This window comes from Vibrio sp. 14N.309.X.WAT.E.F5 (assembly GCF_030397615.1).
Taxonomy (GTDB): Bacteria; Pseudomonadota; Gammaproteobacteria; order Enterobacterales; family Vibrionaceae; genus Vibrio; species Vibrio lentus.
On the sequence record NZ_JAPNXR010000002.1, the window covers coordinates 391,891 to 416,109 of the forward strand.

General features: G+C 44.2%; 24 protein-coding genes. 13 read left to right on the forward strand and 11 right to left on the reverse strand.

The window, feature by feature from the left end; all coding sequences use genetic code 11:
• The first annotated feature begins 941 nt into the window (after positions 1-941).
• The 3 genes from OW495_RS04105 (at position 942) to OW495_RS04115 (ending at position 2,373) form a co-directional block, all read left to right on the forward strand.
• Complete coding sequence (locus tag OW495_RS04105) at positions 942-1,229, forward strand: antibiotic biosynthesis monooxygenase (RefSeq protein WP_065113082.1); 288 nt, start codon at positions 942-944, stop codon at positions 1,227-1,229.
• The gene (locus OW495_RS04110; RefSeq protein WP_102514371.1) at positions 1,229-1,783 is read left to right on the forward strand and encodes a nucleotidyltransferase family protein; all 555 of its coding nucleotides are present in this window, start codon (positions 1,229-1,231) and stop codon (positions 1,781-1,783) included. Before OW495_RS04105 ends, OW495_RS04110 begins: the two co-directional genes overlap by 1 nt.
• A gap of 164 nt (positions 1,784-1,947) precedes the next feature.
• Positions 1,948-2,373: a bifunctional diaminohydroxyphosphoribosylaminopyrimidine deaminase/5-amino-6-(5-phosphoribosylamino)uracil reductase RibD gene (locus tag OW495_RS04115; protein ID WP_102514372.1), complete on the forward strand. Its 426-nt coding sequence runs from the start codon at positions 1,948-1,950 to the stop codon at positions 2,371-2,373.
• 17 nt (positions 2,374-2,390) lie between these two features.
• Here the strand turns inward: OW495_RS04115 and OW495_RS04120 are convergent, their stop codons facing one another.
• A complete protein-coding gene (locus OW495_RS04120) occupies positions 2,391-2,843 on the reverse strand; it encodes an NUDIX domain-containing protein (RefSeq protein WP_102514373.1) in 453 nt (150 codons plus the stop codon).
• 291 nt (positions 2,844-3,134) lie between these two features.
• Here OW495_RS04120 and OW495_RS04125 point away from each other — a divergent pair, with 291 nt between their 5' ends.
• From OW495_RS04125 to OW495_RS04140, 4 genes are all read left to right on the forward strand, one after another.
• Positions 3,135-4,847: an RluA family pseudouridine synthase gene (locus OW495_RS04125; RefSeq protein WP_102514374.1), complete on the forward strand. Its 1,713-nt coding sequence runs from the start codon at positions 3,135-3,137 to the stop codon at positions 4,845-4,847.
• A gap of 184 nt (positions 4,848-5,031) precedes the next feature.
• Complete coding sequence (locus OW495_RS04130; protein WP_065105314.1) at positions 5,032-5,412, forward strand: hypothetical protein; 381 nt, start codon at positions 5,032-5,034, stop codon at positions 5,410-5,412.
• A gap of 323 nt (positions 5,413-5,735) precedes the next feature.
• Complete coding sequence (locus tag OW495_RS04135) at positions 5,736-6,896, forward strand: multidrug effflux MFS transporter (RefSeq protein ID WP_102312798.1); 1,161 nt, start codon at positions 5,736-5,738, stop codon at positions 6,894-6,896.
• A gap of 125 nt (positions 6,897-7,021) precedes the next feature.
• Positions 7,022-8,035 (forward strand): alpha/beta fold hydrolase, encoded by a 1,014-nt coding sequence (locus tag OW495_RS04140; protein ID WP_102514375.1) that lies wholly within the window; start codon positions 7,022-7,024, stop codon positions 8,033-8,035.
• Positions 8,036-8,055: 20 nt separating this feature from the next.
• On the opposite strand, the gene OW495_RS04145 is transcribed toward OW495_RS04140, so the two are convergent.
• The 3 genes from OW495_RS04145 to OW495_RS04155 form a co-directional block, all read right to left on the reverse strand.
• A complete protein-coding gene (locus OW495_RS04145) occupies positions 8,056-9,123 on the reverse strand; it encodes an AraC family transcriptional regulator (RefSeq protein ID WP_102514376.1) in 1,068 nt (355 codons plus the stop codon).
• Between the two features lie 110 nt (positions 9,124-9,233).
• On the reverse strand, positions 9,234-10,166 hold the full coding sequence (locus tag OW495_RS04150; protein WP_102514377.1) for a helix-turn-helix domain-containing protein: 933 nt from the start codon (positions 10,164-10,166) through the stop codon (positions 9,234-9,236).
• Positions 10,167-10,197: 31 nt separating this feature from the next.
• Positions 10,198-10,347, reverse strand: a complete 150-nt coding sequence (locus tag OW495_RS04155; RefSeq protein WP_289885164.1) for a hypothetical protein — start codon at positions 10,345-10,347, stop codon at positions 10,198-10,200.
• Here OW495_RS04155 and OW495_RS04160 point away from each other — a divergent pair.
• Positions 10,337-10,897, forward strand: coding sequence for a cysteine hydrolase family protein (locus OW495_RS04160; protein ID WP_102514378.1), 561 nt, complete (start codon positions 10,337-10,339; stop codon positions 10,895-10,897). The genes OW495_RS04155 and OW495_RS04160 overlap by 11 nt on opposite strands.
• A gap of 105 nt (positions 10,898-11,002) precedes the next feature.
• Here the strand turns inward: OW495_RS04160 and OW495_RS04165 are convergent, their stop codons facing one another.
• From OW495_RS04165 to OW495_RS04180, 4 genes are all read right to left on the reverse strand, one after another.
• Positions 11,003-12,361 (reverse strand): Na+/H+ antiporter NhaC family protein, encoded by a 1,359-nt coding sequence (locus OW495_RS04165; RefSeq protein ID WP_017111608.1) that lies wholly within the window; start codon positions 12,359-12,361, stop codon positions 11,003-11,005.
• Between the two features lie 207 nt (positions 12,362-12,568).
• The gene (locus OW495_RS04170; RefSeq protein ID WP_102514379.1) at positions 12,569-13,333 is read right to left on the reverse strand and encodes a hydratase; all 765 of its coding nucleotides are present in this window, start codon (positions 13,331-13,333) and stop codon (positions 12,569-12,571) included.
• A gap of 195 nt (positions 13,334-13,528) precedes the next feature.
• Entirely contained in the window at positions 13,529-13,834 is a 306-nt protein-coding gene (locus OW495_RS04175) for a DUF3861 domain-containing protein (RefSeq protein WP_017091521.1), read from the reverse strand.
• 34 nt (positions 13,835-13,868) lie between these two features.
• On the reverse strand, positions 13,869-14,360 hold the full coding sequence (locus OW495_RS04180; RefSeq protein ID WP_289885165.1) for a DUF2798 domain-containing protein: 492 nt from the start codon (positions 14,358-14,360) through the stop codon (positions 13,869-13,871).
• A gap of 97 nt (positions 14,361-14,457) precedes the next feature.
• Between OW495_RS04180 and OW495_RS04185 the strand changes: the two genes are divergently transcribed.
• On the forward strand, positions 14,458-14,904 hold the full coding sequence (locus OW495_RS04185) for a MarR family winged helix-turn-helix transcriptional regulator (protein ID WP_102512819.1): 447 nt from the start codon (positions 14,458-14,460) through the stop codon (positions 14,902-14,904).
• 122 nt (positions 14,905-15,026) lie between these two features.
• On the opposite strand, the gene OW495_RS04190 is transcribed toward OW495_RS04185, so the two are convergent.
• Positions 15,027-16,088, reverse strand: coding sequence for an MBL fold metallo-hydrolase (locus OW495_RS04190; protein ID WP_102512818.1), 1,062 nt, complete (start codon positions 16,086-16,088; stop codon positions 15,027-15,029).
• A gap of 278 nt (positions 16,089-16,366) precedes the next feature.
• Between OW495_RS04190 and OW495_RS04195 the strand changes: the two genes are divergently transcribed.
• Entirely contained in the window at positions 16,367-18,265 is a 1,899-nt protein-coding gene (locus OW495_RS04195; RefSeq protein ID WP_289885166.1) for a methyl-accepting chemotaxis protein, read from the forward strand.
• 61 nt (positions 18,266-18,326) lie between these two features.
• Here OW495_RS04195 and OW495_RS04200 read toward each other — a convergent pair whose 3' ends face one another.
• Positions 18,327-20,111 carry an SgrR family transcriptional regulator gene (locus tag OW495_RS04200; RefSeq protein ID WP_102512816.1) on the reverse strand — a complete coding sequence of 595 codons (1,785 nt, stop codon included), beginning with the start codon at positions 20,109-20,111 and terminating at the stop codon, positions 18,327-18,329.
• Between the two features lie 603 nt (positions 20,112-20,714).
• On the opposite strand from OW495_RS04200, the gene rimK reads away from it, so the two are divergent.
• Both rimK and OW495_RS04210 read left to right on the forward strand, forming a co-directional pair.
• Entirely contained in the window at positions 20,715-21,620 is a 906-nt protein-coding gene (gene rimK / locus OW495_RS04205; protein WP_012601042.1) for a 30S ribosomal protein S6--L-glutamate ligase, read from the forward strand.
• A gap of 32 nt (positions 21,621-21,652) precedes the next feature.
• Positions 21,653-22,081, forward strand: a complete 429-nt coding sequence (locus tag OW495_RS04210) for a RimK/LysX family protein (protein WP_004733090.1) — start codon at positions 21,653-21,655, stop codon at positions 22,079-22,081.
• A gap of 75 nt (positions 22,082-22,156) precedes the next feature.
• Here OW495_RS04210 and OW495_RS04215 read toward each other — a convergent pair whose 3' ends face one another.
• A complete protein-coding gene (locus OW495_RS04215) occupies positions 22,157-22,945 on the reverse strand; it encodes an MBL fold metallo-hydrolase (RefSeq protein ID WP_289885167.1) in 789 nt (262 codons plus the stop codon).
• A gap of 311 nt (positions 22,946-23,256) precedes the next feature.
• On the opposite strand from OW495_RS04215, the gene OW495_RS04220 reads away from it, so the two are divergent.
• Positions 23,257-24,153: a permease gene (locus tag OW495_RS04220; RefSeq protein ID WP_196770104.1), complete on the forward strand. Its 897-nt coding sequence runs from the start codon at positions 23,257-23,259 to the stop codon at positions 24,151-24,153.
• The last annotated feature ends 66 nt before the right edge of the window (positions 24,154-24,219 follow it).

The following is a 24,219-nucleotide window of genomic DNA, read 5'->3' on the forward strand; positions in this document are numbered from 1 at the left end:
AGATATCAAAATCTAAATCAAAGCTTCTGAGAAATCGGGAGCTTTTTTATTGGCTGCTGTTTTATTGTTAGGCGCTTTGAATTCTAACAACGATTGCAGTTATAGAAGCAAAAATACGGATTGGTGGTTGGTTTTGGTGCTGAGTGCTGAGTGAGGTAAAGATAAACTAGGAGGTATTAATGAGCTGACATTGAATTGCATTGTTGTTAATGCCTGCCAGCTCTTTGGGGGATGATTTCTTTAGTCGCCGACCAGATGAAGGTCCTTGAGAGCGCTATTGAAATCGGTTTGTTGCGTTTTACATTTGATTAAGCTGTTCAGCTTTTTTAAAGCTTTACGATTTAAAGCTTATTTCTTTGAAGCTTCTTTCGCTGTGTCTTTCCAGTATTGGATGCGAACGCGATGAAGCTGTGCTCTTCTCATTTTTTTCATAAGGGATATTTCCTTTTCTTTAACTGCTCTTCATGAGCTATTTTTATTGCCAACTATTCGAATCTAACGGTGTTTGACGGCCAGATCAATGATACAAATCACAAAATATATAGAGTTTTGAGTACCATTTACATCAAAGTATGACCTAGTTATCAACTATGGCTCAATTCAATCTATTAAGCCGTTGTTCGAAATTTAGATTAGTTATCTCAGATGACAAATTCATTTCAGTATCAATACAGTTCAGTGATACGTATTTAATAGACCGGACTAACACAGATTTAGTTCCCAATAATTTGCCTTTCCTACTCCTGCCATTAACTGGCCTTTCTCGCGTAATACTTACCTCCCCCAAACTAAAGTTACACCGTAACTATAATTCCTTTTTAATTGGCTATTTTTTATTCGCATAGGCCTATACGACACAAACTCAAAATGGGATTATGTTTGTAACGGAAGAGCTTTTAATAGAAAAAGACAGTAATGGATAAAATCAAATGGACGTGATCATGAGTAAAGTCATTCTACAAGGGCATATTCTTGTGCCAGACAACGACCTAGAAGCCGTCACACAAGCGCTGGTTGTTCATAAGGAACTCACACTCTCAGAACCCGGTTGTATCGTGTTTCGAGTCAGTCAAAGCTCACTTCAACCTAATCGTTTTGAAGTTTATGAAGAATTCACTAGCCGTGAGGCGTTTGAAGCGCACCAACAGCGAGTAAAAACTTCTGAGTGGGGTGACATTTCGAAGAATGCAACACGTCACTATCAAGTCACCGATGTTCCGACACCATAATGATTGACCCGCTAGCCAACCGTATCATCACATTGATCAAACAAGATCCCCTGCGAATGAAGGTTTTAGACTGTGTCTCTCAGCTGGGTTTACCACAATGCCATATCGCCGCAGGCTTTGTGCGAAATCTCGTTTGGGACTACATACATGGTTTTGATTCTCCTACGCCACTCAACGACATTGATGTGATCTACTTTGATCCCAGCGATACCTCTTACGAATCGGCTCTTCGATACGAGGTTCAACTTCAAGGGTGGTTACCTGAACTCAACTGGCAAGTTCGTAATCAAGCCAGTATGCACACACGAAATGGCGACAAACCTTATCAAAGTACATTAGGCGCGATGAGTTACTGGCCAGAGAAAGAAACCGCCATCGCCGTAAAGCAAAACCCGACTGGGGAAATCGAGTGTATTTCCGCTTTTGGTTTAGAGAGTTTGTTTGATTTGAAGATCACACCGAACCCCAATCGCAGAAAAGACGTGTTTGACCAACGAGTTCAATCTAAAAACTGGTTAACTCATTGGCCCAAATTAACGATTGGTCACAGTTAACGATGAGCCACAGTGAGTTAATGAGCGGCTACAGTCAACTAGCGGCCAGATTCAAAATGAAAACCATTGACTAAAAGCCCAATCAGATCGAACATGCCCCACTTCTCAAATCAAACGCACACTTCACTAACTGCTGCGCTCTCTCGTCATACTGAGTAACGACCATGAACCAACAATACATGCTGCAAGCTCTTGAAGCTTCGCGCCAAGCCCTACCCGATTGCCAACCAAACCCGCCTGTGGGTTGTGTTTTGGTTAAGAACGATAAAGTGGTGTCTGTTGGATATACGCAAAAGGTCGGTGGAAACCACGCCGAGGTTGAAGCACTGAATGGCTATGACAGCGAAACGGACGGCGTTACCGCTTACGTAACTTTAGAGCCATGTTCATTTGTTGGCAGAACACCCGCTTGTGCCAATACATTGGTTAAAGCAGGTGTAAAACACGTAGTAGTGGCGATGCTAGACCCAGACCCTCGCAATAATGGTCGTGGTGTGGCGATACTCGAGTCGCACGGCGTGAAAGTCGATGTAGGGCTATGCCAAGAACAAGTGAGCGCTTTTCTAACCCCGTATCTTGGTAAATCTTAGTTCTTAAACAGCCAACGCTAGCTCAATTTGACTCGATAAAGCGGATTGACTGACTTATCGACAAAATACGACCAAATATGATCGTAGACGGCATGTTGGTTGGGGAACGGCGCAAGTGCTTTCGCTTCCTCTAAATCGCACCAACGGTACTCTGTATGTTCCTCGTTCAGTTCAATCGCTTGGTTGGGTGGGCATAGCACCGCAAACACCGGGATTAGCTGAATCACATTAACGTGAGCCTCGTAAAACTGCTCCAGAAACTGCGCGTTATACAAAGCTTCCACTTTAATTTGGGTCTCTTCTTCAAACTCGCGCACGATAGCCTGCCAGCCTGTTTCACCCGCTTCAATCGAACCTGCGACATGGCACCAAAATTCGCCTTTCACACGCTTCATTAATAACATTTTCATTTGTCCGTCGATCTCTGAAATAGCGACACCGGATACAATCGAAGTATTGAGTGGAATCATAACGTTACCTTAGATTGAACAAGAGGGCGGCAAGGCTACCACCCTTCGTTTGTGAAGTTACCTTCTATGATTAAAAACGAGAAGTTACTCATCAATTAATGAAGTTCAAGCCATAACTCATGGGTTCCGTGTTAACCGTCTCGCTTAGCTATCCAGTAATAGAACCATTTCTTATTTGAGGCGCTTTTCGATAAAGAGTAGAATCGCCGCCTTGTACTGTGTTTAAAACCTTTAAACATACACAGTAGACTCACAACCATTTATCACCACGATATAAGTATTAATACGACTATGCACTCATCAAACTCAACGCACGACTCAGATAACGGCCACACACCTGAGCATTGCTTCACCCGCTTTCAACAGCCGATCGAGTCATATTCGTTGCCTGAGCGTTTCACATTCCCGTTCTACTACGAACCGCACCCACTGTGTGAAATCGCCTCTCATCAGCTTCAACAATATCTAGAAACTCAAACCGATTGGCAGCATGACTTCGGATTGGATTCTGACGCTGGTCGCGGCAAAATGTTTGGTGTGTTACTGGTGAAAAGCCCTGAAGGTGAATTGGGTTACTTCTCTGCTTTCTCTGGAAAAATCGCCGACCAAAACCTACTGCCTCACTTTGTGCCACCCGTATTCGACATGTTGAGCAGCGACAGCTTTTTCCATCAAGACACAGCCGACATGATGGCTGTGAATGCGAAATTTAAAGCGCTGCAAGCAAACGCTGAATACCTTGAACTGTGCGAGCAACTGGCACAACAAAAAGCACAAGCTGAACAGGAGATCGAAGCGCAACGTTTGTTGATTATAGAAGGCCGAAAAACACGTAAAGAACAACGTGAACAAGGTAAAGAAAGCCTTGATGAGCAAGCCTTCGAACAGCTAAATAACGAGTTAAACAAAGCCAGTGTTGCCGACAAGAACCAGCAGAAGTACCTAAAACTCAACTGGGAACAGACTCTGAAAGTGTTGCAGGCTAAAGTTGATGTGTTCACCACTCAACTTGCTGAGCTAAAAGAGCAAAGAGCACACATCTCTCATCAGCTTCAGCACAAACTGTTTTCACAATACGCTTTCCAAAATGCGGAAGGTAACATTGAGGATCTCAACCAGATCTTTGAAGACACGCCAAACAAGATACCACCAGCAGGTTCTGGCGAGTGTGCCGCACCCAAACTTCTGCAATACGCGTATTTAAACGGTTACACACCATTGGCACTGGCTGAATTTTGGTGGGGTCGTTCACCGAAATCGGAAATCCGTAAACACAAGAAATACTACGCCTCTTGCCAAAGTAAGTGTGTACCGATTTTAGGTCACATGATGAAAGGCTTAGAAGTCGATCCCAACCCATTGCTAGAAAACCCAGCAGAAGGCAAAGACCTCGATATCTTATTCCAAGACGATCACATCGTTGTGGTACACAAACCAGCAGGTTTTCTATCCGTACCGGGTAAAACCATCAAAGATTCGGCCTACACTCGTGTTCAAGAAATGCATCCCGATGTTGAAGGGCCATTTGTTATCCACCGCTTGGATATGGCGACCTCTGGCATTCTAATCTTCGCTCTCACACGACGTGCGAACAAGAGCTTGCAGAAGCAGTTCATTACTCGTGAAGTTGAGAAGTGTTACGTGGCAATGATAGAAGGCGTTTTAGAGCAAGATGAAGGTTATGTTCGCTTACCACTACGTGGAGATTTATACGATCGTCCTCGTCAGATTGTCTGCTTCGAACACGGCAAGCCTGCTGAAACGAAATGGGAAGTGATTGAGCGAAACCATGACACCACAAAGGTTTATCTGCACCCTAAAACAGGCCGCACACACCAATTACGTGTTCACTGTTCACATGAAGAAGGGCTTAACATGCCTATCGTTGGTGACGGCTTATACGGCAACAAAGCCGACCGACTACACCTACACGCAGAAAGGCTAGCACTGCACCACCCAGTCACCAAAGAGTGGATGGAGTTCCAGTTCGACGCCGAGTTCTAAGCGTTAAGCCTATTTTCTGCGTTAAGCCTAAGAGATAAACCAGAGTCACAAGCCATTTGTGACTCTGACTCCCTCTTTCTCCTACCCCTTTCGGATAATTCTCAACGCTTATTGCACTACATCAAGGTTCACTTTCTTGTGACGAGTAGCATTCGCCTCTTCTTCTTTCCTTGAGGCCTTTGATATGTCATCAGCTGCTTTGAATATACAACCCAACACAACGACTTCTTCCGTGATCGCTTCGCAAGCACTAAGCTTGAAACCACTCACAGACAAAAAGCCAGACTTAAACTCGGCAATGCTCAATCTAATTGAAGAAGTTAAAAACGAACTCCCTCTTTATGAGTCGGAGACGTTTATCTGTGGACCGAAAGGAAACTGCTCTGGTTGCTCTAAGAAATTATTGGAGATGGTCGACAGTGAATTGATGTACTGGGAACACAGTATTTCAATCGGCCAAGGCCCTAACTTCGAAGAATTACGCCGTTTTGGTAAGCTATGCAGTAGCGTTAGACGTGGCTTAGAACGCAACGGCTTGGTAGAAAAACGCCCAAAGAAAAGATAACCAGCTAGCTCACAGCTACTACAAGCTTTCGATGAGCATTACAAACTATCGATCCGCATTGCAAGCTATCGATCATCATTGCAATCCAGCCTAGTCACTAACAGGTTGAACTCGTTCACTATAAGAGTGATAATGTTTTGTAATACAATAAGTACCAAGACAAACCATTAGAGATTTTCCGCCAAGTTCTTGAGCGAATCCATCCTTCATGTCTAGCGTGTCTTAAACCTTCTGAAAGCCAACATCACATCCATTAAAAGCCCTTTATTGGATAGCGGGGAAATACCTTGAAGAAACCACAACCAGTACTGGGTAAGACCGGCATGCTATTTTTCCTCGTGATCATCAGTGCGTTTCCTCCATTGACCATCGACTTGTATTTGCCAGCCCTTCCGCAAATGGTCGAGGTGTTCAATACCGACCAATCGATGGTCAACCTAACCCTGAGCAGCTACTTCGTGACCTATGCGGTTGGCCTGTTGTTCTGGGGACCGCTCAGCGAAAAGTTCGGGCGTAAGCCGATTCTACTCATTGGTATCGCGAGCTATATGGTGGCGAGTGTCTTATGTGCCATGACCAATAGCATCGAGCAGTTGATTGGTGCTCGTATATTCCAAGCCTTTGCGGGCAGTGCTATCACCGTTATCGCAACCGCCATTGTGAAAGACCTTTATGACGGCCGAGAACGCGAAAAGATCATGGCGACTATCATGTCTCTGGTGATCATCGCACCGATGGTCGCGCCTGTATTTGGTGCTTTCCTGCTGAAAATAGCGTCTTGGCGAATGATGTTCGTCACTCTCGCTATTTTTGGTGCATTCGCATCAGTGTTGGCGCTTTGCTACCGAGAGACGCTTGAAAGCAAATACCAAGGCTCTATTTTCCGGTCATGGGGAAGACTGGCCGTGGTCATGAAAAACCGCTCATTCATAAAGCTGCTGGTTATTTTCTCTATCACACCAATGGCGCTAATGGGCTTTCTTGCCGCAGGGTCTTATATCTACATCAATGACTTCGGATTGACCGAACAGCAATTCAGCTACGCTTTCGCATTCAACGCATTATGCGCCTCATTTGGGCCAACGCTTTATATGAAGTTGTCCTACCGAGTGTCGGTTCAAAAAGTGATTTCAGGGTGTTTTGCTCTACTGGCGATTGCCGGAATCTTTACGCTGACAGTCGGTGGTTTGTCACCTTGGTTCTTTATGTTTATCGCAGCACCAGCGACGCTGATGGTTATCATCATGCGAGTACCAGGCACCAACTTAATGTTGAACCAGCAAGACCATGACACAGGTTCTGCTGTCGCATTGATTCAGTTCTTTAGCATGATTTGTGGTTCACTTGGTATGGTTTTGGTTTCAATCCGCCCAGATTCGTTAATTGAAAACCTAGGCTTTATCCAATTATCGGTGGGAATCCTAGGCGGCTTGATGTGGCTGATGGTCAGAAACAAAGAGTACGTGACTAAGAAACTGAATTAGGCATATCCAAAATAGCTAAGTTTGTACTCAAACACGATTTAGGGCGTCCTCGATCGTGTTTGAGGTCTCGCCCTCACAGGCTTTAGCGCATATTGGCTCCAATTCCCTCAATTGGAGTAAACCTCATGAAATGGGCACATTTACTGTTCGCACCCCTGCTTTCCTTTTGTACTTCTGCCATAGCTTCCGATGTCGGATTCACTCAAGTCACCTTAACTGACGATCCTAATCGCCCGCTAAACACTGCCATTTGGTATCCCACACAAGATGCATCAGACATAACCTTGATTGGCGATAATCCTGCCTTCATCGGTACGCAAGTCATCAAAGATGGAGAGATTCAATCAGGCACTTTTCCATTAGTACTTCTATCACACGGCTACCGAGGAAACTGGCGAAACCAAAATTGGTTGGCGACCGAACTTGCGAGTCGCGGTTACATCGTAGCGGCCACTGACCACCCGGGAACCACTTCTTTTGACCAATCTCCAGAGCAAGCAGCTAAATGGTGGGAGAGACCACAAGATATGTCACGCATTCTGGACTACTTGTTATCCGAAACCCCGTGGAAGCAATTTGCTAACGCTGAAAATGTTACCGCAATCGGACACTCTCTAGGTGGCTGGACTGTAATGCAATTAGCGGGCGCGAGATTGGCTAGATCAACCTTCGAAGCCAATTGTTTGGTATACCCGAACCCACGAACTTGTGGACTATCTGATGAATTAGGGCTATCACAAGTCCAACCCTCAGAACCAAGCAATAAAGATCTTTCAGACCCTCGAATACAGCGCGTGGTTAGTCTTGATTTAGGGCTTGCTCGTAGCTTTTCGGTGCAAAGCCTCAATGAGATCAATGTACCCACTTTAATATTGGCGGCTGGGATTGATATTGGAGACCTACCTCAGGCATTAGAGTCTGGCTACATTGCTGAGCACATGCCTCTTAATTTAAGACGCTATAAGGTCTATGAAAGCGCTACCCATTTTAGCTTCATTCAAAGCTGCAAATCTGGGGCAGTACCGATGCTTGAAGAAGAAGTGCCAGGCGATGGCATTATTTGCAAAGATGGCGTTGGTACATCACGCGACCAGCTGCATCAATTGTTCTTAAACGACATCATTAGCTTTCTGAATTGATAAACGGAAAGCAAACACACTTAATCTAACACTTTTGGCGAGCTCCGAAATTCACTCGGAGTTTGCCCAGTTATCCTTGAAAACTCGCGATTGAAATTGGACTTGGTCTGAAAGCCTGAACTAAGGAAGATATCAGTTATCGCTTCATCACTTTGCATCAGGAGAGTCTTAGCGTGCTCAATTCGATAGGCGTTAATCACCTTTGAAATATTCTGGTGGTGAGTTTGATTAACCGCAGAGGATATTTTTCGAGCTGGGATACCTAGCTTTCTCGCCACTCGATTCAGGGACAAGTCAGGATCTTTGAACACCTGATGATCCTTCATTAACGCATCAAACTTAGCGACGATCTGCATGACTTCTTCATCCACTTTTAAGCTTGTCGACGATGCCGAAGATACATCAATTGCTTCAGGATAATGGTTTGACGTTGTCAGTTCACTCTGCTGTAGGTTTTGTTCCTGAATTGGTGCCGTGCTAGTACTCACAACGACTACAGCCCCAACAATTAAGGGAATAAGAACTAGGTAACCAATAGACAGAATTAAGTCGGTGTGTTGTGCGTTAAGCAGCAAAATATCATACGAGATAATACCGTCCACGAGAGCTGAAAACAGCAAAGCAAAACCAGCAACACGTTCAGCAAGCAAAACATTCGATACATCACTCAGCCTGACGTGCTCTGGGAAGTTAAACGATGATTTCAACAACAAGCAGCCATAGCCGAGGTACAACGAGATCAACAATAGATCAATCGTTCCATCCCAAATATACGAATAAGAAAAGGAGCCAACCAGAACAACCACTGGACCTAAGCAATGCAAGAGAGACAAAGGTTTACTTCGATGAGCTCCCGCAAAGCAGAGCCATGCAGCCACCGGTACACTTGCCCCTAGAACCGGTTGTAAGAAACGGAACAGTGCAATATCAAACGTCCAACGTAACCCAACAACAGTAATCATCAACGCACACAACATAATAAACCAAAACGGTTTTTGGCTTGTTTGTGGGTAACGATATCGAAGCAAAACAGCCGTGATAAATAACAACAGCGCAGCAACAAATGGCAAGGGAATGGCAAGCATCAAAATTCCATTTATGTTCGAGAAAAGATTATTTCAATATCACGTCACCTATTCCGTAAGTAAACCATTGAATCAATGCGAGTGATAAGTATTGAATATCAATCTATGGTAAATCATTCCTCAGAGAGAAATCTAGAACGAAATCTTGATGGTGTTAAGCCAATGATTTTCATGAAGACCTTACGAAAGCTATTTACGTCCTCATAGCCAACTAGGTAGCTGATCTGCTCAACCGGTTTATGAGAGCTTTCCAATAACTCGCAGGCACTTTGAATACGTACGTGTTGGATATAGTTAATCGGCGTAAAACTGGTCGCCTTGGTAAATTGACGAATAAAGGTTCTTCGAGTCATAAACGCTTCTTCAGCCAATTGATCAAGAGACAACGAAAGGTGATGGTTCTTTTGAATAAAACGCTGCACCGACACAATTTTGTCATTGCCGTGAGCATAGTTCGGCACAAAGCTCTGATAGTAACGTTGCTCTCTCAACCCCGTATCAAGCACCAAATATTTACCTAGATTACGAGTGTTGGTCGGTGTCGTGTATTTGGTCAGGATAAACAAAGCGAGATCCATCCACGACATCAAACCACCAGCGGTCATCACATCCGCATCATCAATCAAGATTTTATCGATATCGACTGCGACCTGTGGGTAAAGCTCCGTAAACTTCTTTTGCGCTTGCCAGTGAGTGGTCACGGTTCGCCCTTCTAACAAACCTGTTTTTGCCAAAATGAACACGCCCGCACAAGCTGAGCAAAGTATCGCCCCCCTTTGGTGAGACTCAATCAGGTACTCAAGCAAGGTGTCACTCGGCTCTAGATAGTAACAACCATCTAAATTTGGTGGGAGTATGATGATATCGGCGTTCGATACGCTAACACTGTCATGCGCTTGGATCTGAACGTTGAATTGAGTCTTCTCAGCAGAAGGTTCAAGAGAATTTGCCATCTGCAGAAACTCTTTCACGCCAAACACGGCACTTTGCAGAGAGCCTGGGTAGTCGATGATTTCGACCATTACTGATTTTGTCACTATTGCCATAGAGTCTGTCATTTTTGACGTGCGATAAAAACTACAGAGTATTCATAATATCCCTACACCGCAATACACCAAATACACCAAATACACCAAATACACCAAATACACCAAATACACCAAATACACCAAATACACCAAATACACCAAATACACCAAATACAAAGGTATAGAATATGAAGAACACTGCACTACTACTTATCGACTTTCAAAATGACTATTTCCCTTCATACGAAGGTGCAAAATGGGCGCTGTCTAAAACAGAGAAAGCAGCCGAAAAAGGTGCACAGTTATTATCCGCTTTCAGAGACAAGCAATTTCCTGTGGTTCATGTACGTCATGAGTTTCCGACGAATGATGCTCCTTTCTTCTTGCCAGAATCAGACGGTGCTCAAATCCACAGCAGCGTGACTCCGCTAGAAGGCGAACCTGTTATCGTAAAGCATCAAATCAATAGCTTTAGAGACACCGAACTAAACAAGGTGCTAAAAGAGCAAGGCGTTGAAAAGCTGATCATCGTTGGCGCAATGAGCCACATGTGTATCGATGCTGTAACTCGTGCAGCAACCGACTTAGGCTATGAATGCCACGTAGCGCATGACGCTTGCACAACCTTAGACATGGAGTTCAATGGTGTTACCGTGCCCGCAGCCCATGTACATGCCGCTTTCATGGCTGCACTGAGCTTTGGTTACTGCAATGTCGCAACGGCCAGTGAGCTTGAAAGTCTTCTTTAACAAGGAAGCCTAAATTTTCAGTCTGTTCATTACAAACACAAAAAAGGCTCCAATTAAGGAGCCTTCTTATCAAAGCCAGTTACGACTGAGTTTGGTCAATGACAACTAAGCGTTAGCCACTTGGCGTGCCGGGTGTTTGATAAACACAGCGACTACAGCCACGATTGCAAGTGCAAAACAGTAGTAAGAGTTAGACACGATTTCTAGAGGCGATAGGTTAAACACAGAGCCCAATAGCAATACCTGAGCACCGTAAGGCAACACGCCTTGAATCACACAAGAGAAGATATCCAACAAGCTTGCTGAGCGACGCGGAGACACATTGTTCTCTTCCGCCAATTGGCGAGCCACACTACCAGATACAATAATCGCTACCGTGTTGTTTGCAGTACATAGGTTCACCATAGATACCAAGCCAGCAATACCTAGCTCACTCGCACGGCCATTCGCTTGCTTAGAGTGTGAAGAGCCAAACGCACGAATCACACCACTTACCAAGTTAGTCAGAAACGCCAATCCACCTTGACGACGCATTAGCTCACTCAAACCACCAATCAGCATCGACAGTAAGAAAATTTCCTGCATGTTGCCGAAGCCTGCATAGATATCTTGAGCGTAATCAGTCATACCGTAGTTCTCAACAGAACCTAGGCTCACGCCACCCGCCAGTAAGATACCAATCGTGAGCACAACGAACACATTCATGCCCGATACTGCAAGAATCAAAATAGTGATGTACGGCAGTACTTTGAGCCACTCAATTGGGCCTGTTTCAGGAACCTGAGTTGCCGTGCTGTTGAAAGCAAAGATAACGATCGCGATAAGAGCAGCAGGCAGTGCAATACGGATGTTCTCTTTAAACTTATCTCTCATTTCACAGCCTTGTGAGCGTGTCGCGGCAATCGTGGTATCAGAGATAATAGAAAGGTTGTCACCAAACATCGCGCCACTTAAAACAACACCAGCCGTCAGTGGGATGCTCATGCCTGCTGAATCTGCAATGCCTAACGCAACAGGTGCAACCGCAGCGATGGTACCCATCGACGTACCCATTGCGGTCGCAATGAAAGCTGAAATTAGGAAGATACCCGGCAGGATCATGCTTGTCGGAATCGCAGATAGACCAAGATTTACCGTCGCGTCAACGCCGCCAGACGCTTTAGCCACAGCCGCAAAAGCACCCGCCAATAGGTAGATCATACACATTGCGATAATGTCTTTGTGACCTACTCCACCTAAGAACTGTTCGATAGCACGGTTCAATTTATCTTTGCTTAGCAACAACGCTAGCATCACAGCAGGCAAAGCTGCAATTGGAGCTGGAAGCTGATAGAAAGCAAAATCGACGCCTTGCAGTGACAAGTACGTACCTACACCAATAAACAGCGCTAGGAACACGATCAGAGGGATAAGCGCAACTGCAGAAGGTGCAATTACAGCATTAGAATTTTTTGAATTGGACATGGAACATCAACGCAATAGAACAGGAAGATGAGCAGACTAATGTCACACTTAGAGCTTGTCAACGTCTAGACGTCTAAACGCCCAATTAAATGCAAAGTAATAAGCACGCCATTGAACATCACATAATAGAAAAGGCTACTTACTAACCAAGTAAGCAGCCTTTAGATAACAGATCATGTGGGTAACAGATCAAGTAGATAACAAGCTTTATAACTTTTGCTTGAACGTCACTTGGTATTCACCAATGCCTTCGTAGTGGAAGGTTGTTGGTTTATCGAATCCCATCTCTACGACACCGCAGTAAGAACCCGTGATGATTGCTTCACCTGCTTGGAAGTCTACGCCACGACGAGTCATGTAGTTAATCAGCCAGTAGATTGGGCTTGGCGGTAATGTATTTGGGTGCTTACCTGCGAATGCTTGAACTTGTTCGCCTTGCGTCACTTCAATGTTGATCTCAGCAGAAGTGAACGCTTTTTCACGGTCAATCTCTGGGCCAATGAACAGGCCTTGGTTTACTAGGCCATCAGCAAGCTTTTCGTAGAACTCAGCACCGCTGTCATCAGCAAAGCGAGATTGCATTAACTCAAGAGCCATATGACAAGAACCAATAGCGTCATTGATTTGCTCTTCGCTGTAACCTTCTTGGTTTGCTGGTAGGCTCTTAGCAAGCGTAAATGCAATTTCAGGCTCAACGCGTACTACGTCGTTGTCAGCAAACAGTTCGCAAACCTCGCCTTGTTGAACACTACCCGAGAAAATAGGCGCAACAATGAACTTGTCTTCAGCTAAAGGAAGCAAACACTTCCAACCACCGACCTTGTCGCTCTTGAGATCGATCATTGATGATTGGATCTTTAGCGCATCTTCCAAGTTATTCGGACGGTACTGCTCGTCCAATCTTGGTGCTTTGGTTCCCGCAACGCGGCGACTTAGCAGTTCTTCAGCTGCTTGCCTAAATACATTTGTCATATAATATCACCTTTATTTTTATGACCAGTATAATATCGGATTTATCGAAGCTTGAATAGACAATTAGACTACGAAGCAACACCGCAAATTCAGCCATTAACTTCCGCATATTCTAGACGCAAACAACTGAAACTATGTTGATTTAAACCAGTAAATTCATTACTGGTTTTTCGGTGTGTTACTGATGATTAGGCTTTACTGCCCTTTTAACGTCTTCTTGAGGTTTTGCATGAAGTTTCTGAAGTGAGGCATGAAATCAACAAAAAGAGGATGCTTTCTATCTTGCATCATCATTGGGCCAAGTAAACGAATACTCACCCCTAGTCGCGCTGCTGATTGTTCGTCTAAGCCGCTGTCTTGTTTGATCTTCTCAACAATCGCGAACATGTTTTCTCTGTCTTCAATTTCAAACTGCATGGTTTGCAGTTCACGATCTTCTTTGATGTTCACTTCTTCGATAGTGATGCGGTAGTTGTTATGTTTGCCTGTGAATACTGTCATGTGGATCTCCTACAATACTTAAAAAGTGTGTTGGCTAGCTCTTCATGAATCGTTCGAGCTTAGGTTTAACCGTCATCGACATTACGACCATGATCGTAAGGCCAATAGGAAGCGCAGCAATAAATCCATTAAACCATCCACTGGTAAGCGCCGATGTATCCGAAAATCCAATGTTATTTGCCGCTGTTACAAATGCCATGATGGACTCCATGATAAAAGCCATAATCAATCCCACGATTAGGTTGCGAGCTTTCTCACCATAATTGGGTAATACCTTGGCGACCAACTTAGTCACCAAAGTCATCATCACCATGCCAATTGGCATCATAATCACGACAACTAGGGCTAACGAAGAGAGCCATTTGCCGATGAATGCCTCACCGAATCCGACATTCATGTAAGTCATCACAGCCGTTAAGCTGCCGCCAACGGTTAGTATTAAGCTCATCATGACCAAAACTTTGTATAAAACGGGTGTGCCTTTTTGCTCAGGAAGAGTTGGCGTTAGTGTTGCTTGAATCGTCATATCTATTTCCTGCCTTGAATTTACGAACAATTAAGTTGATAATGTCAACTATAAATATAGTGGTTGATATTGTCAACTACTTTTCTGAGGATCGTTTATGTCTGATAACACATCGCTAGAGTCTATCTTTCGCTTAGTGCACTCTTTGAAACGTCAAATGAGCGAGCAGATTGAGAGCTTGGACTCTGAGATCGCACCCATGAACATTCGCGTCATGAAGATCATTACCAAGAAGTCTCCATGTACGGCTATCGATATCGCACACTTCTTAAATCGCGATAAAGCACAGGTCACTCGATTGATTAACGCTTTGATCAGTCAGGAACTTGTGAAGAAATCTCCGAACCCAGAAGACAAGCGCAGCCAGTTATTGGTTCTGACCGATAAGGGTCAAGAGATCATGGGTAATGTATCGAATATTGATCGAGAGATGCTGCAGAGAATGACCAAAGGCATGGCCGACGATGAGTTAGAACAGTTCAGAAAAATCGCGAACAAAATGGCTAAGAATCTCGAAAGTTGCTCTAAAAGTTGCTCTAAATAGAAGAAGCCCTTTCGAATAAGCCACTCGTGTCAAAAAGCAAAAACGCCACCGAATCGTAAGACGGTGGCGTTTTGTGTATAAGCTGGGTTTGTCCAGCTTAACGGTTTATCTGGATACAAGCTCTAATTCGATGCCAGTTTCCACCAGGCTTCAACAGGTACTGGTTCTGAAATCACCAAACGCTCCCCCATCACAGGGCTCACCATTTGCACATCTCGCTCTTTGCTTATCGTGAGAGCTTGTTCCATTGGGTCTTGCCAATCGTGCATAGAGAGATCAAACGTACTGTTGTGAATTGGCATCATCACCTTACCTTGAAGGTCGATGTGCGCTTGAACGCTTTGTTCTGGGAACATATGAATATCCGCCCAAAGTGAATTGTATGCGCCCGTTTCGACCATGGTTAAATCAAACGGCCCATAGCGCTCACCAATCTCTTTAAAGCCATTGAAGTAACCAGAGTCACCACTAAAGAATACTTTCTTATCTGAAGCCTTGATAACCCAACTCCCCCATAGTGTTTGGTCACGATCAAGTAAGCCGCGTCCAGAGAAATGCTGTGTTGGAGTCAAAGTAAATTCGATGTCGGCAGCTGTCGCTGATTCCCACCAGTTCAGCTCAATGATCTTCGCTTTATCCACGCCCCACTTTTCCAGTAGCGCACCGACTCTGAGTGGCACCAAAAACGTACCTACTTTATCGGCTAATACCTTAACCGCGCCTTTGTCTAAATGGTCGTAGTGATCATGGCTGATCACCACCACATCAATATCAGGCAGTTCTTGCAGTGAGATTGGTGTTGGATGGAAGCGCTTTGGCCCCATCCATTGCACTGGCGATGCGCGATCACTGAACACAGGATCGGTCATCACTAGCTTGCCATCCAGCTTCATCATCACACTTGAGTGACCCAAGCGGTAAGCAACGTCGTCTTGTTCTTCGATCAGTTGCTCGGCTGTCATCGGTATCAGAGGCAATGCAGCACGCGGCACCGGCTCATTCCTTTCCACTGTCACATAAGCTTTCAGGATTGAAAAAATATCAGACATACCCGATTTGTATTCCAGCTCACTGTTAACAAATTTCTTCGGAAGCTTATCTAGATTGTCGTTTGATTGTGAACCTGTGCTTACGATAGCGACCACGGCAAGTACTCCTAAAATCGGTAATAGATATTTTTTCATTGGTATCTCTTTAATCATTGGGTCTATCCCAACGCAAAAACTACACTGGTTAGTTTACATACCAAAATTAAAAAGTAAACCAATGAGTGTAAGTTTAATTTGCGAGACGAGAATGTATAGAACTCGGCTTCGAAAGTACAAATAAGAATGATCTTCCATATTTGTACAAATATCGTTCAACTCTCACTTCTACAATTCGTTTATTGACCAAAGAGTCAGGTTTTATTTAACATTATATTTACAAATAAACATTGGACGTTTTTAGAAGGGACTCTAAATTGCAATTTACTATACGAACTAAGGCAATATTGGCGACGATCATCGCAGCTCTCGCCATTATCAGCGTGATGGGGATTTATTCATTTCAATCGAGCCGAGCCATTTTAATTGATAGAACCTTTGAAAGAGAACTACCTGCTTCGCTTGGCGAGGTGAGTAATGAAATCAACCTTAAGTTAGAAACCCCTATTCTTGCATCAAAAATGATGACGCTGTCTCCTCTGATGAAACAAGCCTCACTCTCAGAGAAAAACCTCCGCGCCTATCTTGAGTCGGTCAAAAACGAATTCAATGCCATCAGTGCCTATTACGTATCAAACGAAGCAAGTACTTACTACACACATAATGGCGTTCTAAAAACTATCTCAGCCAACGAACAAAGTGACCAATGGTTCTACCGTTTCATCCAGTCAGATAAAGCGTTTGAGCTCTCTTTAGATATTGATGCCGGCACTGGAATCCCAGCGCTATTTGTCAACTATGTGGTTACTCGAAACGGCGAACGTATCGGTGTGACTGGCATTGGCTTGACCTTGGAAAGTATTACCCAATTGATCAGCAACTACAGCGTGGGTAAAAGCGGTATTGTTTTTCTGGTCGATAAACAAGGGATCATCAAGGTTCACCCAGACAAAAACCTAATTGGTCAGTCACTGGACTCTGTCGGGATTGAAAGTAGCCTGCTACTCGGTAGTCAGCAAACCATTGTTCATGAGGGTATTGTTGACGGGCAGCCTCAAATTCTAGGCTCCAAAGCGATGCCAGGGATTGGTTGGACTCTGATTACTCAGATCCCCAAGCAAGATGTATTAAGTGAATTAAACGGCTTCAGTCAAACCATTATCTTTATGGCTTTACTCATCGCGGCAATCTACACGCCAATCGCAGCGTGGGCGACCAACAAACTGTTGCTGCCTTTCGTTGAAGTTGCTGAACTATTGCAGCAGATAGGAAAAGGCGGTGGCGATCTAACACTTCGCTTGGATGACTCCCGTCATGATGAAATAGGCCAGATTGCGAAAGGATATAACCAATTTGTTCAATACCTTAGCGACCTGCTTAAAGACGTGTCGAATACGGGTCAGCAAATATCAGAATCCATTCAGAGCGTGGATCGAATGGCTCAATCGATGGAACAAGACATCAAACAACAAACTAGCCAAATAGAACAAGTCGCCACAGCCATTCACGAGATGGGAGCTAGCTCTGACGAAATCGCCCAAAACGCTAACGGTGCAGCCGATAGTGCGAGCAGAGCTTCAGGTGCAATAAACATCGGCCAAAAATCGGTTACTGTCACCTCAGAAAGTATCGAGCACATGAACCAACAACTCGACGACACCACGGCCATCGTTAATCAACTCGCTCAAGATGCTAACTCTATCGACACTGTGCTGGATGTAATCAGCGGTGTTTCTGAACAAACGAACTTGCTAGCATTGAATGCGGCAATCGAAGCCGCTCGGGCAGGAGAACAGGGGCGAGGGTTTGCGGTGGTTGCAGATGAAGTAAGAACACTCGCCTCACGAAGCCAAGCATCAACTGAAGAGATACGCGGCATCATCGAGCAACTTCAACAACGCACGCAACAAGCCGTGGCAGCGATAGAAACGAGCACCACATTAGGAACTAACTGCCGAGTAGAGTCTTCCAATTCAGAGCAACAGCTATCGAGCATTTCTGATAGCGTCGATGAGATGAATGCTATGAACATGCAGATCGCCTCTGCGACAGGGCAACAATCTAATGTGATCAACGAGATATCACCGCACATCTCCGGTATTTCTGAAATAGCCAGAGAGAGCGATAACATGATTGAGAAAACGGCTCAGGAGTGTCAGCACTTACGCGCCAAAGCGATACATTTAACGAATCTGGTTTCTCAGTTCAAATGCTGATCTCAAAATTTAAGTCTTCCTAGAAAAACTAGTGACCTGAATTTTTCAGCAAGACTTAAAGCTAATCAGCAGACCATACATTCTTGAAATCTGGCCACCCCCAGTTTGTGATGGCCACGTTTTTCAAAATACCTTGGAAACGCACGGTTTGTAGGTGATGGAACATGGGAACTAACCAATAATCAGAAATCAACGTCGATGCAACGGGCTCCAACTCAGCCAAGTAATTCGGCAGTTCAACCGATGCTTTGTGATGATCTAAGCGCTGTTTGAGCCAATCACTGTTCATCTCACCTAGTGCCGAGTGCAAAACAGGGTCATTCATCAACCACGAGAACAGTGAAGATGGCGCATTGTCGTCTAGGTTCAAGTTACACAGCACCAAGTCTTCTTTTAAATCGCCACTTTGAGAGAGCTGCGCCAGTTCGCGAAAGCTATAAGTATTCACCTCCACTTCCACGCCATATCGCTTGAGTATGTCTGACACACAGATAGCGCATCGATAGAGCGCATAGTAATTGTAAACGGCGATGCTCATCTTTTTCGGCAGTTGCGTCTCTTTCGCAGGCGTTCGATACAAATCCTGCCAACTTGGCAGTATGTTTTGAGCTAAAGAGACACTAAACAAACCCTTGTTACGTTCCAACTGAGACAAAATCGCTTGTGGGTTGGTCAGTTCTGAAAGGTATTTTCGCTGCTCATTATTTAGTGGGCTAGCCGCTGAGTTCTGATTGAATAGGATAAAAAGACACCCATCCTCGACTCGGCTACGAAGGCCATCAGTTTCAGCCGACACCAGCTTAGCGTCGCTTTTTCCAAGTTGATGGAAACAAGACGAATCTTCATAAGGTGACACCTGCATTTGGCTGTCATCGAAACGAGCACTGCCCGTCATCGACTCTTCAAACTGCCAAATAGTCACTTCATCCGTTAGAGAGCGACAACCATAATAGTGTTCGAATGCGGCAAGTTTGATACGTTCGTTATTAACCTCAACCACTTTAAATGGGCCGGTTCCAATCACGGCATGAGACACCGAATTTAAGGGCGATGGCTCACGAGTCACTTGCGCAGCGGGTTGAATCGAATACTTAACGCCAGCCAATAAGCCCGCGAAGCCGGTGTCTGCTTTGGTCAATTGAAAGCTGATCCTTAACGGCTGTTCACTGTAAACCGAAGCTACATGGGCTAACTCTGTCTGATAGAAAGGTAGCGGTTGTAAGGCGGTAAACAACGACACGAGCTGCTTGGCGTCAACGGGTTGCCCATCGTGAAAGGTTAGGCCTGGGCGCAAATAGAAAGTCCAAACTAATTTTTCAGCATCATATTCCCAATGGTGCGCCAGTTCAGGCTTCAACTTGCCCTTGCCATTACAAGTGACTAAGCAACTGAACACTTGCCTGATCAAAAAGCGTTCGCTACTGCGGTGAATATGATGCGGGAATAGGTCTTCAAACTTACGTTTATAGGTTAATTGAACGTGCAGCAGCCCTTCACGCATCGTCGCGCCAGAGGTTTCTTGGAGGAGAGAACCAAATACAGCGCGGTCATTGTCTAGAATTGAGAGTGCTTTTTCGTATTTGCCCTGCTCTATCAGTTTACTAGCAACATGTTGCGTCAATTCTTGATTGCTAAAACGTAAAGTCAGATTAGAACGTTGATTCCTGCCGACTTTTGGTTCCCACACCAACCATTCAGCCTGATGCATCTTGCCTAACAAAGTTCGTGCATGGCGCAAGCTGGTGAACAGCTTGTCTGCGACCTCAGTTAAGGTAACCGAATGTGAGAGGTTAGGCTCAAACGAATCTAGCCTTGTGTAGTAACGCATCATGTTGAGATCAGACAAATAATGAACCTTTTTAGAAACAACCCTTCCTGATTAAGCTCATTATAAAACACATCAGCCCAAAAGTAGCGTTAAAAGACAAAAACAGGAACAACTTAGTAAAAACCTATCTGTTTATTACTTCCCATTAAATGACCATAATTAATGGGTCAACAAGGAACTTTGAGTTCCCACCAAAGCCTAATACAAGAGAAGTAATCATCATGAGAAAATACTATCTTAATAAGCTTAAAAGCACCTGTAGCAAGCTCGAAAGAGAAGCACTACGAACACTTATAGAGCTATGTAACTGGCGTTATTAGTACACTTTTAAGCACCGAGTTAACGCGAGTTGAGTACAACCTAATATGCTCCTACCCCCAATATGAGTTAGGTCTCAACTCGCTTTTCCATTCAAAACGCCCTCTAAACCCTGCTGTACCAATCACTCTCACATACGATAAATTTCTGTTGTCGACTCGACAAATTTAATTCGTTTTCTTAGTTAAACGAAAAGCCTTAAGGTTCGCCCCGAAGCAAGCAAGGAGCCTCAGAAAAACTGAAAGCTCAGCTAACAACTAATTTATTTGCAGTTACCAATCAGGTATTAACTAAGGAAACGCCATGCGTATCGCAATTCTTTCTCGCAACGAAAATCTATACTCTACTTCTCGCTTAAAAGCGGCAGGAGAAGCTCGTGGTCACCAGGTCGATGTTATCGACACGCTGCACTGTGATATAGATATCGCGAGTAACAATCCGAAGATTCGCTACATGGGTGAAGAGCTACCTCAATACGATGCTGTTATTCCACGTATTGGCGCTTCCATTACCTTTTACGGCACTGCGGTTGTTCGCCAATTCGAAATGATGGGCACTTTTTGTATCAATGAGTCAGTAGCAATCAGTCGTTCTCGCGATAAACTGCGCTCACTACAATTGTTGTCTCGTAAAGGTATTGGCTTACCAAAAACAGGTTTCGCTAGCCGCCCAGACAAAATTCAAGACTTGATCAAAAACGTAGGTGGTGCGCCACTGGTTATCAAGCTTCTTGAAGGTACTCAAGGTATCGGCGTGGTTCTAGCAGAAACAAACAAAGCAGCAGAAAGCGTTATCGAAGCATTCATGGGCCTAAAAGCGAACATCTTGGTTCAAGAGTTCATTGAAGAAGCTAACGGCGCAGACATTCGTTGTTTTGTTGTAGGTAACAAGGTTATTGCAGCAATGAAACGCCAAGCTGGTGAGGGTGAATTCCGCTCTAACCTGCACCGTGGCGGTACAGCTCAACTGGTTAAACTAACCAAAGAAGAGCGCGCTACAGCGATCAATGCGGCTAAAATCATGGGTTTAAACCTATGTGGCGTCGATATTCTACAATCTAAGAATGGCCCTGTTGTAATGGAAGTGAACTCTTCTCCAGGCCTAGAAGGTATCGAGAAATCAACAGGCAAAGATGTGGCAGACATGATTTTCGAGTTCATTGAAAAAAATGCAAAACCAAACGCTAACCGTACTCGTGGCAAAGGCTGATTAAACGCCGTTTACTCATGATTGGAAAAAACATGAACAATAAAATGATCATAGGGAATACAGAAGCACTTTGCTTACCAGAGTTAGGGATAACTGGACTACATACGCGTGTTGATACAGGGGCTCAAACCTCTTCTCTGCACGTAGACAATCTACTATGTGTAAAAACAGACGGTGAAAACTTCGTTGAGTTCGATCTTCACCCAGACGTTTACCACCTAGAAGAGACTGTGCGCTGCAAGGCGAAGCTGAAAACGAGTAAAAGAATCAAATCATCGAACGGCGAAGTTGAACACCGTTGTGTGATTGAAACCATGCTAAAAATTGGAGGTCAGGAATGGCCTATCGATATCACACTAAGCAACCGTCAAGATATGACTTATATGATGCTGCTTGGTCGTCAAGGCATGAGTGACAAAGTGATTGTTGACCCAGCGGGCGAATTTCTAATTTCTCACTAATTGAACTGCTCCACAGCTCAAATAGTGAGTCAACAACGCGTATTAATAAAGGCCAGTCTTTGAGACTGGCCTTTATTATTTATGGCGATTTTTTTTATCTTTAAACCCAAATCGCCAAACAGATTTAACCAAACCTTTGAGTTTGATTTTAGTCACTCGCCAATGTGTCACGGGCCTTCTTGGCGCACTCATCAACAGATGTTCAAACGCTTGCTCACTCAAATTCACTTGTCCCCCATGCGCCACCAGCAAGGTGTCGAGCTGCATGTCATAGATACGCGATACCGACTCTCGATACTTATTGGGATGAAAAATTGGGAAAGGCGGAATCAGCTTCTTTTTCACTTCCACCATTAAATCTGCCACATAAGCAACGCTGTGAGATGGGCAATAGACAGAAAGATCTCTGTCGGTATGACCCGGCGTTTCCAGAACCAACCAGTCATCAAAGCCAGGAATGCTATCACCATCCGACAGCTTATAATCCGGCTTCAACTTTCTTGAATACCACAGATTTGCTTTAGGCTTACCCAATCGGTTCGCCATCCATCGTGCCAATGCCAGATCGGTCAAATGCATCAATATGCCATCGATGCCGTGATACCAATCCTTATCTCTGTTTGCTGCAACCAAATTACAATTCGTCAGCTTTCTGAGCCTGTGCGCTGCCCCTGCGTGATCGGGATGCATGTGCGTAACCACAACCGTATGTAAATCAGCAAAATCACGCATAAGCTCAGTTTCGATGAAATCCTTCAAATGCTGGATGTCAGCTCGACATGCACCATCAAGTAACAGTAATTTGTCAGGGTACTCTACGAGATACATGTCTTGGATATAGCCTTTGATGGTATGCAGCTGCAAACTCACTCCTTGTGATGAACTAACTGGTCAGACCTATACAATAGCAAACTCGCCATCAGTTGTGATCATTTTGTTAATTGAAATACCTATAGCCACTTTATTTACATGGAATAGAAATTCACCCTCTCTTAGATATCACTTAAAACCCGATAAAATTCAGCCACTAAAAAACAAATTGTCACCATGAATAAATTCACGTCAATATATATTTCGACATTTATCGAAATATATATTGACGAGAAAATCTCACAGGCGTATATTTCGACTATTCCAGAAATATAGAGATGCGAATTATGAATATTACACAAGATATGGTTATGGATACCTTAGGTATGTTCGGCTTCTTAGCTGTCGAATTGACCCTGCTTTTCCTATTAATCAGCTACATCGTAGGTGTACTACAGGAGTACATCCCACCAGCAAAGATACAAAGTATTTTAAGTGGTAAAAATGGTAAAGGTTACATCGTTGCAGGCTTACTAGGTGCTATTACCCCATTCTGCTCATGCTCAACGATTCCATTTTTGAAAGGTCTATTACGTGCAAAAGCGGGCTTTGGAACCATGATGGTGTTCTTATTTGCTAGCCCACTATTGAACCCAATCATCATCGGTTTGTTTGCTGTGACCTTTGGTCTTAAAGTCACCGTGTTCTATTTTGTTGTCGCGATGGGCGTATCGGTTATCGCAGGCTACACCTTAGAGAAACTTGGCTTTGAAAAATACGTAAAACCAGAAGCGTACATTGCTCCTGAAGCGAAAGGTTGTGCTTCTTCATGCGGTTCAAAAGCAAAGCCTATCAACAAATGGGTAAGAATTTGGAACAGCACATGGTCTGACTTCAAAAAAGTGGTTCCTTATCTAGTCGGTGGTATTGCTCTTGGTTCATTGATTTACGGCTTCATGCCAACAGAGTTTGTGGCAAGCGTAGCAAGTGAAAACAACCCATTTGCGATTCCAATTGCAGCGGTTATTGGTATCCCACTTTACATCCGAGCTGAAGCAGTGATTCCTTTAAGCGCAGCATTAGCAGCGAAAGGCATGGGACTTGGAGCAGTAATGGCGTTGATTATTGGTAGTGCTGGTGCGAGTTTGACTGAAGTGATTTTGCTTAAATCTATCTTCAAAAACAAAATGATTGCAGCGTTCTTGTTCGTAATCTTAAGTATGGCAATTGGCGCTGGTTTCTTGTACCAATTCATCTTCTAACCCTGAAAGCACACTCTCTTGAGTGTGCTTTCTCAATACCCCAGAATAGAAAAATGAATAGATAAA

Coding starts and splice junctions, on each gene's coding strand:
- rimK (WP_012601042.1), top strand. CDS start 20,715: ATGCGTATCGCAATTCTTTCTCGCAACGAAAATCTATACTCTACTTCT.
- OW495_RS04150 (WP_102514377.1), bottom strand. CDS start 10,166: ATGGCAATAGTGACAAAATCAGTAATGGTCGAAATCATCGACTACCCA.
- OW495_RS04135 (WP_102312798.1), top strand. CDS start 5,736: ATGCTATTTTTCCTCGTGATCATCAGTGCGTTTCCTCCATTGACCATC.
- OW495_RS04130 (WP_065105314.1), top strand. CDS start 5,032: ATGTCATCAGCTGCTTTGAATATACAACCCAACACAACGACTTCTTCC.
- OW495_RS04185 (WP_102512819.1), top strand. CDS start 14,458: ATGTCTGATAACACATCGCTAGAGTCTATCTTTCGCTTAGTGCACTCT.
- OW495_RS04170 (WP_102514379.1), bottom strand. CDS start 13,333: ATGACAAATGTATTTAGGCAAGCAGCTGAAGAACTGCTAAGTCGCCGC.
- OW495_RS04160 (WP_102514378.1), top strand. CDS start 10,337: ATGAAGAACACTGCACTACTACTTATCGACTTTCAAAATGACTATTTC.
- OW495_RS04105 (WP_065113082.1), top strand. CDS start 942: ATGAGTAAAGTCATTCTACAAGGGCATATTCTTGTGCCAGACAACGAC.
- OW495_RS04140 (WP_102514375.1), top strand. CDS start 7,022: ATGAAATGGGCACATTTACTGTTCGCACCCCTGCTTTCCTTTTGTACT.
- OW495_RS04180 (WP_289885165.1), bottom strand. CDS start 14,360: ATGACGATTCAAGCAACACTAACGCCAACTCTTCCTGAGCAAAAAGGC.
- OW495_RS04175 (WP_017091521.1), bottom strand. CDS start 13,834: ATGACAGTATTCACAGGCAAACATAACAACTACCGCATCACTATCGAA.
- OW495_RS04125 (WP_102514374.1), top strand. CDS start 3,135: ATGCACTCATCAAACTCAACGCACGACTCAGATAACGGCCACACACCT.
- OW495_RS04220 (WP_196770104.1), top strand. CDS start 23,257: ATGGTTATGGATACCTTAGGTATGTTCGGCTTCTTAGCTGTCGAATTG.
- OW495_RS04115 (WP_102514372.1), top strand. CDS start 1,948: ATGAACCAACAATACATGCTGCAAGCTCTTGAAGCTTCGCGCCAAGCC.
- OW495_RS04210 (WP_004733090.1), top strand. CDS start 21,653: ATGAACAATAAAATGATCATAGGGAATACAGAAGCACTTTGCTTACCA.
- OW495_RS04165 (WP_017111608.1), bottom strand. CDS start 12,361: ATGTCCAATTCAAAAAATTCTAATGCTGTAATTGCACCTTCTGCAGTT.
- OW495_RS04120 (WP_102514373.1), bottom strand. CDS start 2,843: ATGATTCCACTCAATACTTCGATTGTATCCGGTGTCGCTATTTCAGAG.
- OW495_RS04110 (WP_102514371.1), top strand. CDS start 1,229: ATGATTGACCCGCTAGCCAACCGTATCATCACATTGATCAAACAAGAT.
- OW495_RS04190 (WP_102512818.1), bottom strand. CDS start 16,088: ATGAAAAAATATCTATTACCGATTTTAGGAGTACTTGCCGTGGTCGCT.